This window comes from Micromonospora sp. CPCC 205561 (genome assembly GCF_036906775.1).
GTDB lineage: Bacteria > Actinomycetota > Actinomycetes > Mycobacteriales > Micromonosporaceae > Micromonospora.
Map to the genome: position 1 here is coordinate 73,747 of NZ_JBAKHV010000022.1, position 12,894 is coordinate 86,640.

Consider the following 12,894-nt stretch of genomic DNA (forward strand, 5'->3'; position numbering starts at 1 on the left):
GCACGCCAGGGGCGGCAACTGTCACAGACCCTGTGCGGTCAGCCATCGCTGCACCGTGCCGGCGAGTTCCGGCCCCCTGTCGGCGACCATGCTGAAGTGGTCACCGGCCGCGTCCGCCACCTCGTGCGGGTAGGGCCAGCGGGACCGCCAGCCGTCCTTTTCGCCGTCCCACTCCCCCAACGGCTCGCTGGCGCGCACCAGCAGGGTCGGCGCCGCCATCTCGGTCGGCTGCCAGTCCAGGAACAGGGGCAGGTAGCCCGCCCACGCGGTCGTCCGCCAGTCGTCCATCGGCGTGTACGCGCTCTCCCGGTCGATCATCCCGTCGAGCAGCTGCGGCACCCATCCGCCGAGCACCTCGCTGTTGGCCGGGTAGGTGTCCATCAGCACCACCGCGTCCGGCGACCGGCCCTGGCGTTCCAGCTCGCCGGCGAGCAGGTTGGCCACCATCGCGCCGCCCGAGTGACCGGCGAGCACGAACGGCCCGGCGCCGACGGCGCGCAGCACCGTGTCGACGTGCACCCGCAGCAGGGCGTCGAGGTCGGCGGGAAGCTCCTCGCCCACGCCGAACCCGGGGTTGGGCAGGGCCCAGACGTCGCGTACACCCCGGAAGCCGGCGGCGAGTCGGGCGTACTCGTGGGCCCCCGAGAGCAGCGACATGGTGCAGCAGCACACCAGCTGCGCCGACGCATCCCCCTGCGCCAGCCGGAGGATGCCGGCCGGGCGGGTGAGCTGCGCCGGTTCGCTGAAGCTGGGCCGGAACTGGGCGAGCTTGACCAGGAGTTCGGCGTAGCCCGCGGGGTCCTCGCGTGCCTTGGGCTGGTTGAACAGCCCGCCGAGCAGCCCACCGCCGGCGCTCTCCTGGGCGGGTCCCTCGGCGGTCGTGTCCCCGGCGGCGTCCGCGCCGACGAGCTGACCGAGCAGGTGACGGGCCAGCGCCGTAGGGGTGGGGTGGTCGAAGAGCAGGGTCGCCGACAGCTCCGCCCCGGTCTCCTGGCGCAGCGCGTCGCGCAGTTCCAGCGCGGTCAGCGAGTCGAAGCCGAGTTCCAGGAAGTCCCGGTCGGCCTCGACCGCCCCGGGTGAGGCGTGCCCGAGCACCGTGGCCACGCGGGCCCGCACCAGGTCCAGCAGGATCCGGTGCCGATCGCCGGCCGTGGCGCCGGCCAGTCGCTCGCGCAGCGCCCCGGCCGGGTCGGCCGCCTCGCCACCGGGACCGGCCTTCCGGTCGGCGGCGACCGCCGCCTCGGGCACGCCACGCAGCAGCGGACTGGGCCGTACGGCGGTGAAGGCCGGCACGAACGCGGGCCAGTCGAGGTCGGCGACCGCGAGCTGGTCGTCGCCGCGGCCGATGGCCTGCTCCAGCGCGGACAGGGCCAGCTCGGTGGGGAGCGGACGGACCCCCCGGCGGCGCAGCTGCGCGGCGTCGGTCACCTCGTCCGCCCAGGGCACCCACGCGACGACGGTGCCCGGCCGGCCGGCGGCTCGGCGGCCGGCGGCCAGCGCCTCCAGCCCAGCGCCGGCGGCGGCGGCGACGGCCGCTCCCCCGCTGCCCCAGACGGCGGCGGTGGAGGTGAAGACTACGAACTCGTCGATCGGCCGGCCGGCGAAGGCCCGGTCGAGCAGGTCCACGGCCCCGGTGCGGGCGGCCACGGCGTCAGCCAGGTCGCGCGGGTCCAGCGTCGCGATCGGGTCGCCCGTCCCGTCGGAGTCGGCGACGTGCAGGACGGTGCGGACCTCGGTGCCGGCGGCGGCCAGCCGGTCCAGCGCCTCGGGCAGCCCGTCTAGGTCGTCGACGGCGGTGACGGCGACGTCCGCGCCCGTCGCGTCGGCGGGCGCCGCGGAGCCGACGAGGACGAGGTGGGTCGCGCCGCGGTCGACGAGCCACCGCAGCAGGTGCGGGGTGCGTACCGCCGCAGCCCCGTGCACCAGGACCGCGCCCCGGGGTCGCCACTCCGCGGCGGCGGCGCCGGCCGGGGCGCGCGACAGCCGCCGCGCGTAGACCCCGCCGGAGCGCACCGCGAGCTGGTCCTCGTCGCCGTCGGCCGCGACGAGCCGGGCGAGCACGGCGAGCGCGACGTCGTCCGGCTCCGCCGGCAGGTCCACCAGCCCGCCCCACAGGCGCGGCTGTTCCAGCGCCAACACCCGGCCCAGGCCCCAGAGGTACGCGCCGGCGACGCCGGGCGCGGGGTCGCCGGCGTCGACGGCCACCGCGCCCCGGGTCACGGTCCACACCGGCGCGCTGCTCCCGGCGGCGCCGAGAGCCCGCACGAGCGCGGCCGTCGCGGCCAGCGCGGCCGTCCCGGTGGCCCCTGCCGGCTCCCCCGCCGCCAGCAACGACACCACGACCGACGGCGTGCCGCCGGTGGGCAGGGTCGGGGCGATCGCGTCCGGGTCGCCGGCCACGGTCACGAGCACCGGGTCCAGGCCCTCGGCGCGCAGTGCGGTCAGCACGGCGTCGGCGTCGTTCCCCGCCTCGGCCACCACCAGGCACTCGCCGGCCGGCGCGGCGCAGGCGGAGGGTGGGGCGACCCGGGCCCAGTCGGCGCGGTAGCGCAGGCCGTCCAGCGCGGAGCCGCGACGCCGCCGGTCCCGGTAGGACGCCAGGGCGGGCAACAGGTCGGCGAGCGTCTCCTGCTGGTCGGCGTCGAGGCCGAGCGCGTCGGCCAGCGCGGCCGGCCGGCCCGCCGCCACGGCGGTCCAGAACTCCTCGTCGTCGCCGCCGGCGGCGGGCTGGCCGAGGTCGACGACGGGCGGGTCCGGCCAGTAGCGCTCGTGGTGGAAGGCGTAGGTGGGCAGCTCGATCCGGGCGGCGTCGCTGCCGGCGAAGAGAGCCGGCCAGTCCACCCCGGCTCCGCGCAGGTCCACGGCGGCGAGCGCCGCGAGCAGGGTGGCCGCTTCGGGCTGGTCCCGGCGGCCGAGCGGCACGAAGGCCGCCGGCTCGACGTCGGGCAGGCACTCGCGGGCCAGCGCGGTCAGGGCGCCGTCGGGGCCGAGCTCCAGGAAGGTCGCCACACCGGCGGCGGCCAGGGTGGCGACGCCGTCGTGGAAGCGGACGGTGTCCCGGACGTGGTCGACCCAGTAGCCCGGGTCGGTGGCCTGGGCGGCGGTGAGCGGCTCGCCGGTGCGGTCGGAGACGACCGGCAGGGTCGGCGGGTGCCAGGTGACCTTCTCCGCGACGACCCGGAAGTCGGCCAGCATGCCGTCCATGCGGGCGGAGTGGAAAGCGTGGCTGACCCGCAGCCGGCGGGACCGGCGGCCCTGGGCGGCGAGGCGCGCACCGGCGGCGAGCACGGCCTCCTCGTCGCCGGAGAGCACCACCGACCGGGGACCGTTCACGGCGGCCAGCGCCACCCGCTCGTCGAGCAGCGGGGTCACCTCGGCCTCGGACGCGCGTACCGCGAGCATCGCCCCGCCGGCCGGCAGCTGCTGCATCAGCCGGCCCCGGGCGGCCACCAGGGCCGCCGCGTCGGCCAGCGACAGCACGCCGGCGACGTGCGCCGCGGCCAGCTCGCCGACCGAGTGCCCGAGCAGATACTGCGGGCGCAGCCCCCACGCGGTGACCAGCCGGTGGGCGGCGACCTCGTAGGCGAACAGCGCCGGCTGGGTGAACTCGGTGCGGTCCAGCAGCGCCGCCTCGGGCGAGTCCGGCTCGGCGAAGACCACCTCCCGCAGCGGCCGGCTCAGGTGCCGGTCCAGTTCCCCGGCCACCTCGTCGAAGGCGGCGGCGAACACCGGGAACCGGCGGCGCAGCTCGGCGCCCATGCCGAGACGCTGGGCGCCCTGGCCGGTGAAGAGGAACGCGACCTTGCCGGCCGGGCGGGCCACCCCGCACACCACACCGGAGGAGGTGCGGTCCTCGGCGACCGCGCGCAGGCCCGCCAGCAGCCCGTCGGGGTCGTCGCCGATCACCACGGCCCGGTGCGGCAGCGCCGCCCGCGTGGTGACCAGCGAGTACGCCACGTCGGCCGGGGCCAGGTCGGGGTGGGCGGCGAGGTGCTCCAGCAGCCGCCGGGCCTGCCCGGCCAGGGCCGGCACGGACCGGGCGGAGACGATCCAGGGCGCAGGCGGGGCGGGCGTACCGGCGGGCCGCGCGCCGTCGGTGTCCGCGTCGGCGGCCTGCTCGATGATGACGTGCGCGTTGGTCCCGCTGATGCCGAACGCCGAGACCCCGGCCCGGCGCGGCTGCCCGCTCTCCGGCCACGGCCGCGTCCCGGTCAGCAGGGACACCGCCCCGGTGTTCCAGTCGACGTGCGGGGTGGGCTCGTCCACGTGCAGGGTGGGCGGCAGCACCCCGTGCCGCATCGCGAGGACCATCTTCATCACCCCGGCGACGCCGGCCGCCGCCTGGGTGTGCCCGATGTTCGACTTGATCGAGCCGAGCCAGAGCGGACGGTCGGCGGGACGCTCCCGGCCATAGGTGGCCAACAGCGCCTGCGCCTCGATCGGATCACCGAGCGTGGTGCCCGTACCGTGCGCCTCCACCACGTCCACCTGCCCGGCGGTCAACCCCGCGTTGGCCAGTGCCTGCCGGATCACGCGGCGTTGGGACGGGCCGTTCGGGGCGGTCAGCCCGCTGCTCGCCCCGTCCTGGTTGACCGCGCTGCCGCGTACCACGGCGAGGACCGGGTGGCCGTTGCGGCGGGCGTCGGAGAGCCGCTCGACCAGCAGCATGCCGGCGCCCTCGGACCAGCCGGTGCCGTCGGCGGCGGCGGCGAACGACTTGCACCGGCCGTCGGTGGACAGGCCGCGCTGGCGGGAGAACTCCACGAAGACGGTCGGGGTGGCCATCACCGACACCCCGCCGACCAGCGCCATGGTGCACTCCCCCAGCCGCAGCGCCTGGCAGGCGAGGTGCAGCGCGACCAGGGAAGAGCTGCACGCGGTGTCCACGGTGACCGCGGGCCCCTCCAGCCCCAGGGCGTACGAGATGCGGCCGCTGGCCACAGCGGCGGCGCTGCCGGTGCCGAGGTAGCCCTCGACGCCGCCGCTGACCCCGGTGAGCAGCGCGGCGTAGTCGCCCTGGCTGCTGGTCGCCGCGTACACACCCGTGGGCGCGCCGCGCAGCGTGGTGGGGTCGATGCCGGCCCGCTCGAACGCCTCCCAGGCGGTCTCCAGCAGCAGCCGCTGCTGCGGGTCCATGGCGAGCGCCTCGCGGGGGCTGATGCCGAAGAAGGCGGGGTCGAAGTCCCCGGCGGAGTAGAGGAACCCGCCCTCGCGCACGTACGACGTGCCCCGGCTGTCGGGGTCGGGGTCCGGGTCGTAGAGCAGGTCCAGGTTCCAGCCCCGGTCGTCGGGGAACGCCGACATCGCGTCGGTGCCGGCGGCCACCAGGTCCCACAGCTGCTCCGGCGACCCGACGCCCCCGGGGAACCGGCAGCTCATCCCGATGATCGCCACCGGCTCGCTGAGCGCGGCGGTGAGCTGCTGGTTCTGCTGCTTGAGCTTCTGGTTGTCGAGCAGGGACGCGCGCAGCGCGCCGACGACCTCGTCCAGTGAAACACTCATCGGGGACTCCTCAGGGCCGGCCGGGTCACGAGTCGGAGCCTTCCAGGGCCATCCGGACCAGGCCTGCGACGTCGAGTTCGCGGATCTGGGCCTCGGGCGCGGGCGGCGCGGCCGGGGCGGCGGGCGCCACGGCCGACGGGCCGGCGCTCGTGCGGGCCAGCTGGAGCAGCTGGTCGAGCAGGCCCGCCTGACGCAGCTCGTCCAGCGGGATCGCGGCGAGGGCCCGGCGGACCGACTCCTCGTCGCCGCCGTCGCCGTCCGCGAAGAGCTCCTCGTACAGGTGGTCGGCCAGACCGGCCGGGGTGGGGTAGTCGAAGACGACCGTGGTGGGCAGGTCGTGCCCGGTCGCCGCGGTGAGCAGGTTGCGCAGCTCCACGGCGGTGAGCGAGTCGAAGCCGAGGTCCAGGAAGCCCCGGTCGGTCTCGATCACGTCGCCGGAGGGATGGCCGAGCACCTTCGCCGCGTCGACCCGAACCATCTCCAGCAGCGCGGCCCGACGTTCGTCGTCGGGCAGCGCCCGCAACCCGGCGAGCAGGTCCCGGGCGACGGGCGCGGACGCGTCCGACGCCTCGGCGGGGGCGGCGGCCAGCTCGCGTACGGCCGGCAGGTCCGCCAGCAGCGGGCTGGGCCGCAGCGCGGTGAACAGCGGCTGGAAGGTGGCCCAGTCCACGTCGGCGACGGCGACGCAGGTGTCGCCGGCGGCCAGGGCGTGCCGCAGCCCGGCCATCGCCACGCCCGGCGGCATCACCCGCAGGCCGCGGCGGCGCAGCTGCTCCGCCGCGCCCTCGGTGTACATGCCCGACTCCGTCCACGGGCCCCACGCGACGGACGTGGCCGGCAGGCCCCGGCCGCGGCGCCGCTCGGCGAGCGCGTCCAGGTAGGCGTTGCCGGCCGCGTACGCGCCCTGACCGCCGCTGCCCCACACCGCCGAGATGGACGAGAAGAGCACGAACGCGTCCAGTTCGGCGTCGTCGAGCAGCTCGTCGAGGTGCTCGGCGCCCGACAGCTTCGGGGCGATGACGTATGCCAGGTCCTCCAGGGTCGTGTCGGCCAGCGGCACCACCTCGCTGACCCCCGCGGCGTGCACCACCGCGCGCAGCGGCGGCCCCTCCCGCCTGAGGTCGGCCAGCAGCTCGGCCACCGCGGCGCGGTCGGCGGCGTCGCAGCGGGCGACCCGGCAGTCCACCCCGAGGCCGGTCAGCTCGGCGAGCAGCTCGCCGGCGCCCGGGGTGTCGGTGCCCCGCCGGCTGGTCAGCACCACCCGTTGCGCGCCTGCGCCGGCCACCCAGCGGGCCACGTGCCCGCCGAGCGCGCCGGTGCCGCCGGTGATCAGCACCGTGCCCCGGGGCTGCCACGGCGCCGGTTCCCCGGCGGTGGCGGCCGGGACGAGCCGCCGCACCAGCACCCCGGCGTCGCGGACGGCGAGCTGGTCCTCCGCGCCGCCGCCGGTGAGGATGCCGCCGAGCCGCATCGCCGTCCAGGGTTCGAGGTCGGTGGGCAGGTCGACCAGCCCGGCCCAGCGGGTGGGCTGCTCCAGCGCCGCCACCCGGCCCAGTCCCCACAGCATCGCCTGCCGTGGGTTCGCCGGGACGTCGCCGTCGCCGACCCCGACGGCGCCCTGGGTGACGCACCAGAGCCGGGCCGCGGCGTCGAGGTCGACGAGCTGCTGGAGCAGGTGCACGGTCGCCGCGAGGCCGCGGGGCAGCGCCGGGTGCTCGGCGTGCGGGGCGTCGTCCAGGCCGAGGAAGGAGAGGATCGACAGTGTCCCCTCGCCCGCGCCGAGCGCCTCGGTGAGCACGTCGGCGAATCCACCGCGCAGCTCGTCGGGGTCGGCGGCGGTGTCCACGGGCACGATGGTCACCGCCGTGCCCAGGGCCCAGGTGCAGGAGTGCAGGTCGGGGTCGTCCGCCCGGTCGGCGGGCAGCAGCACCAGCCAGCGGCCGGGGTCCTGCTCCTGCGGGGTCTCCGCGATGGGCTCCCAGCGCACCCGGTACCGGCTGCCGTCGACCAGGGCCCGTTCCCGGCCGCGCCGCCGCCACGCGGACAGGGCGGGCAGCACGGTGCCGAACGGCTGGTCGCGGTGCACGTCCAGGTCACGGGCCAGCGAATCGAGGTCCTCGGCCTCGACCGCCGCCCAGAAGCGGCGCTCGACCTCGGTACGGTCGTCCTCGGCGGCCAGGTTCGCCCAGGGCGGCGGCTCCGGCCAGTACCGCTGCCGGTCGAACGTGTAGGTGGGCAGGTCGACCCGCTGCGCGCCGGTGCCCTCGTAGACGGCCGACCAGTCCGGGGAGACGCCGTGGGTGTGCAGTGCGGCGACCGCCCGCAGCAGGGTGGTCGGCTCGGAGCGGTCCCGACGCAGGGCGGGCACGACCAGCGGGGCCCGCCCGCCGCTCGGGGCGTCCTCGGCCAGGACGGCCTGGGCGAGGGCGGTGAGCACCCCGTCCGGGCCGATCTCGACGTAGCCGGTGACGTTGCGCTCCCGCAGCGCCGCGACGGCGTCGGCGAAGCGTACGGCGTCGCGGGCGTGGCGCACCCAGTACTCCGGCGTGCCCAGCTCCGTCGCGTCGACCGGCGCGCCGGTGACGGTGGAGATCATCGGGATGGCCGGGGCCTCGTAGCGCAGCCGTCCGGCGACGGCGGCCAGGTCGTCGAGCACCGGGTCCATCAGCGGGCTGTGGAACGCGTGGCTGACCGTCAGCCGCCGGATCCGGACGTCCCGGGCGGTCCACTCGGCGGCCAGTTCCTCGACGGCGTCGCCGGCTCCGGAGACCACGACGGCGGCGGGACCGTTGACGGCGGCGACGGAGACCCGGTCGGCACGCTCGGCGAGCGTGGCGGTCACCTCGGTCTCGGCGGCGGCGATGGCGAGCATCGCCCCGCCGGCCGGCAGCGCCTGCATCAGCCGGCCCCGGGCGGCGACCAGTTCGGCGGCGTCGGCCAGGGAGAGCACGCCGGCCGCGTGGGCGGCGGCGAACTCGCCGATGGAGTGCCCGGCGACCGCGTCGGGGCGGATGCCCCAGGCCTCCAGCAGCCGGAACAGCGCCACCTCCACGGCGAAGAGCGCCGGCTGGGTGAACTCGGTGCGGTCCAGCGCCTCGGCCTCGGGGGTGTCGGGCTCGGCGAGGAGCAGCGGCTTCAGCGGGCGGGGCAGGTGCGCGTCGAGTGCGGCGCAGGCCTCGTCCAGGGCGGCGGCGAAGACCGGGAACGCCTCGGCCAGCTCGCGGCCCATCCCGGCCCGCTGGGCCCCCTGCCCGGAGAACAGGTACGCCACCTTCGGCCGGGACACGGCCACGCCGGTGACCACCAGCGGCGAGTCCTCACCGGCGCCGAGGGCGCGCAGCCCGGCGCCCAGCGCGATCCGATCGGTGGCCAGGACGACGGCCCGGTGCTCCAGGGTGGCCCGGGAGATCGCCGACGACCAGCCGACGTCGACCGTACGCGGGGCCTCCAGCCCGGTGAGCTGCTCGGCCCAGCGGTCCGCCTGGGCGGCCAGCGCGGCCCCGGTACGCCCCGCCAGCAGCACCGGCACCACCGGCAGCCGGGCCGGGTCCCCCGTCGGCTGCTCGGCGACGGACGGCTCCGGGGCCTGCTCCAGAATGGTGTGCGCGTTGGTGCCGCTGATGCCGAACGAGGAGACGGCGGCGCGGCGCGGATGGCCGGTGACCGGCCACGGGCGGCCCTCGCCGAGCAGCTCGACCGCGCCGATGCTCCAGTCGACCTGGTCGGTCGGCTCGTCGACGTGCAGGGTCTGCGGCAGGTAGCCGTGCCGCAGCGCCAGCACCATCTTGATGATCCCGGCGACCCCGGCGGCGGCCTGCGTGTGCCCGATGTTCGACTTGATCGAGCCGAGCCAGAGCGGCTGGTCGGCGGGGCGCTCCCGGCCGTACGTGGCGAGCAGTGCCTGCGCCTCGATCGGGTCGCCGAGCTTGGTGCCCGTGCCGTGCGCCTCGACGGCGTCCACGTCGGCCGGGGTGAGGCCGGCGTTGGCGAGCGCCTGCCGGATCACCCGCTGCTGCGACGGCCCGTTCGGGGCGGTGAGGCCGTTGGACGCGCCGTCCTGGTTGACGGCGCTGCCCCGGATCACCGCGAGCACGGGGTGGCCGTTGCGGCGGGCGTCGGAGAGCCGCTCGACGAGCAGCAGGCCGAGGCCCTCGCCCCAACTGGTCCCGTCGGCGGCGGAGGCGAAGGCCTTGACCCGGCTGTCCGGGGCGAGCCCTCGCTGCCGGCTGAAGCCCACGAACACGCCGGGAGTGGACATGACGGTGACGCCGCCGACGAGGGCGAGGGAGCACTCCGAGCGGCGCAGCGCCTGGCAGGCCCAGTGCAGCGCGACGAGCGACGACGAGCAGGCGGTGTCCACCGAGACGGCGGGCCCCTCCAGCCCGAGGGTGTACGACACCCGGCCGGAGAGCACGCTGCCGGCGTTGCCGGTCATCAGGTGCCCCTCGGCGCCCTCGGCGCTGAACATCAGGTTGCGGTAGTCCTGGTAGTTGGTGCCGACGAAGACCCCGGTGGGGCTGCCGCGCAGCGCGTGCGGGTCGATCCCGGCACGCTCGATGGCCTCCCAGGACGCCTCCAGCAGGAGCCGTTGCTGCGGGTCCATGGCCAGGGCCTCGCGGGGGCTGATGCCGAAGAATCCGGCGTCGAAGTCGGCGGCCCCGGTGACGAAGCCGCCCTCGCGGGCGTAGCTGGTGCCCTCCTTCTCCGGGTCGGAGTCGAAGAGCCGGTCGAGGTCCCAGCCCCGGTCGGTGGGGAACTCGCCGATCGCGTCGCCGCCGGCGGCGAGGAGCTGCCACAGCTGCTCCGGGGTGTCCGCCCCGCCGGGCAGGCGGCAGCTCATCGCCACGATGGCGATCGGCTCGTCGTCGTCGGCCGTGACGGCCGGGGCGGGGATGGCCACGTCCGGGGCGGCGCCGGTGAGCAGTTCGTCGAGGTACGCGGCGAGCACCGTCGGGTTCGGGTAGTCGAAGGCGAGCGTCGCGGGCAGCCGCAGGTCGGTGGCGGCCGCCAGGAAGTTGCGCATGTCCACGGCGGTCAGCGAGTCCAGGCCGAGGTCGCGGAAGGGCAGGGTGGCCGGGATGTCGTCGGCCGCGCCGTAGCCGAGCGCGGTCGCCGCGCACTGGCGGACCAGCTCCAGCAGCGCCGCGGCGCGCTCCGCCGGGGCGAGCCCGGCGAGCCGCCGCGCCAGGGCCGACGGTACGTCCGTCTCCTCCTCGGCGGCCTCCTGCGGGACCGGCCGCGTCGCCTCGCGTACCTCGGCGAGGTCGCCGATCAGCGGGCTGGGCCGGACCAGGGTGAACGCGGGGGCGAAGCGGGTCCAGTCGATGTCGGCGATGACGGTGGTCGTCTCGCCGCGTCGCAGCGCCCGGGCGAGGGCCTCGACGGCCAGCTCCGGGTCCATGCCGACCATGCCGCCCCGGCTCAGCCGCTGCTGGGCGCGTTCGTTCTCGGCGGGCAGGCCGGCCCCGCTCCACGCACCCCAGGCCACCGAGAGGGCGGGCCGGCCCTCGGCCCGGCGCCGCTCGGCGAGGGCGTCGAGGAACGCGTTCGCCGCCCCGTACGCGCCCTGCCCGGCGTTGCCGGTGGTGCCGGCGACCGAGGAGAAGAGCACGAAGGCGTCCAGGTCGAGGCCCCGGGTCAGCTCGTCCAGGTGGAGAGCGGCGGCGCACTTGGGCGCGGCGACGGTGTGCAGGCGCTGCGGGGTGGCGGTGTCCACGATGCCGTCGTCGAGGACGGCGGCGGTGTGCAGCACGGCGGTCACCGGGGCGTCCCCGGGGACGGCGGCGAGCAGGTCGGCCACCTGCGCCCGGTCGGCGACGTCGCAGCGGGCCACGGTGACCCGTACGCCGAGGTCGGTCAGCTCCGCCTCCAGTTCGGCGGCACCCGGCGCGTCCGGGCCGCGGCGGCTGGCCAGCAGGACGTGCGCGGCACCGGAGCGGGCCGCCCACCGGGCCAGGTGCCCGCCCAGCCCGCCGGTGCCACCGGTGATCAGCACGGTGTCGCGCATCCGCCAGGCGTCGCCGGAGGCAGCCGGCTCGGGCTCGACGATCCGGGCGAGCCGGCGGACGAAGACCCCGCAGTCGCGCACGGCGAACTGGTCCTCGCCGGCGCCGAACTGCTCCGCGCCGTGGCCGGCGCCGAACTGGTCGTCGCCCCCGAACGGGTCCGCGTCGCCGCCGAACGGGTCGCCGCCGCTGGCGCCGAGCGCCGCGCAGAGCAGCGCGCCGGTCTGCGCGTCGAGGGTGTCCGGCAGGTCGAGCAGGCCGCCCCAGCGGGCGGGGTGTTCGAGCGCGACCGCGCGGCCGAGCCCCCAGACGGAGGCGGCGACGGGGCGCGGCGCCGGGTCGTCGGCGCGGACCGCGACGGCACCCCGGGTCGCGCACCACAGGGGCGCCTCGACGCCGAGCGCCCCGAGCGCCTGCACCAGCAGGGCGGTGCCCGAGACGGCCAGGGAGGTTGCCGGGTGTTCCGGGTGCGCGCGTTCGTCCAGGCTCAGCAGCGAGAGCACGGCGACGGGGGCGTCCGGGCCGGCGAGCGCGGCGCCCAGCCGTTCCGCCAGCGCCGCCGGGTCGTCGGTGGCGTCCAGCTCCACGGGCACGACGTCCGCGCCGAAGTTGCCGAGCGCCGCAAGCACCTCGGTCGCCAGGGGGTCGTCGGCCAGCGCCGCCGGCACCGGGACGAGCCAGGTGCCGGCGAGCCAGGTCAGCGGCAGGTCGGGCAGGGCCTGCCAGGTGACCCGGTAGCGCCACTGGTCGATGTCCGGCGTGCCGTCGGGCGCGGCGAGGAAGGCCGGCGGCGCGGGCCAGTAGCGGTGGTGGTCGAAGGCGTACGTGGGCAGGTGGACGGTGGGCGCGGCGGGAAGCACCTTCGTCAGGTCGACGGGCAGGCCGATGGCGTACGCGGTGGCGAGGTTGGTCAGCAGCCGGGTCGGGTCGTCGTCGTCCCGCCGCAGGCTGCCGAGGGTGTGGCCGGTGACGCCGGTGTCGTCGAGGATCGCCGTCACCGGCATCGTCAGCACGGGGTGCGGACTGATCTCCACGAACGTCGTGTGACCGGCGGCGATCGCCACCCGCACGGCCGGGTCGAACCGCACGGTCTGCCGCAGGTTGTCGTACCAGTAGTCCGCCGTCATCGAGGCGGGGTCGGCCCAGTCCCCGGTCAGCGTGGAGACGAGCCGGGTGTGACCGGCCTGCGGCGTGACGTCGGCCAGGTCCGCGCGGAGCTGCTCGGCGACCTCCTGCACCGCCGGCGAGTGCGACGCGTAGTCCACGGGGATCAACCGGGCCCGGACCCCCTCGGCCTGGCACGCCTGCACCAGGTCGGCCACGTGCTGCGGCGGGCCGGACACCACGACGGTGGACGGGCCGTTGACCGCCGCCACCCCGACACCCG

Annotated in this window: 2 protein-coding genes; both read right to left on the bottom strand. The window is 76.9% G+C overall.

Annotated features, from left to right (window positions below; all coding sequences use genetic code 11):
• Positions 1–21 precede the first annotated feature (21 nt).
• Positions 22–5,502 (bottom strand): type I polyketide synthase, encoded by a 5,481-nt coding sequence (locus V6V16_RS14225; RefSeq protein WP_334562492.1) that lies wholly within the window; start codon positions 5,500–5,502, stop codon positions 22–24.
• 25 nt (positions 5,503–5,527) lie between these two features.
• Positions 5,528–12,894, bottom strand: a 7,367-nt coding sequence (locus V6V16_RS14230; protein WP_442934084.1) for a type I polyketide synthase, incomplete at its 5' end; no start/stop codon positions are given.

Excerpts from the sequence above, each read along its gene's own strand:
- V6V16_RS14225 (WP_334562492.1), bottom strand. The coding sequence starts at position 5,502 with ATGAGTGTTTCACTGGACGAGGTCGTCGGCGCGCTGCGCGCGTCCCTG.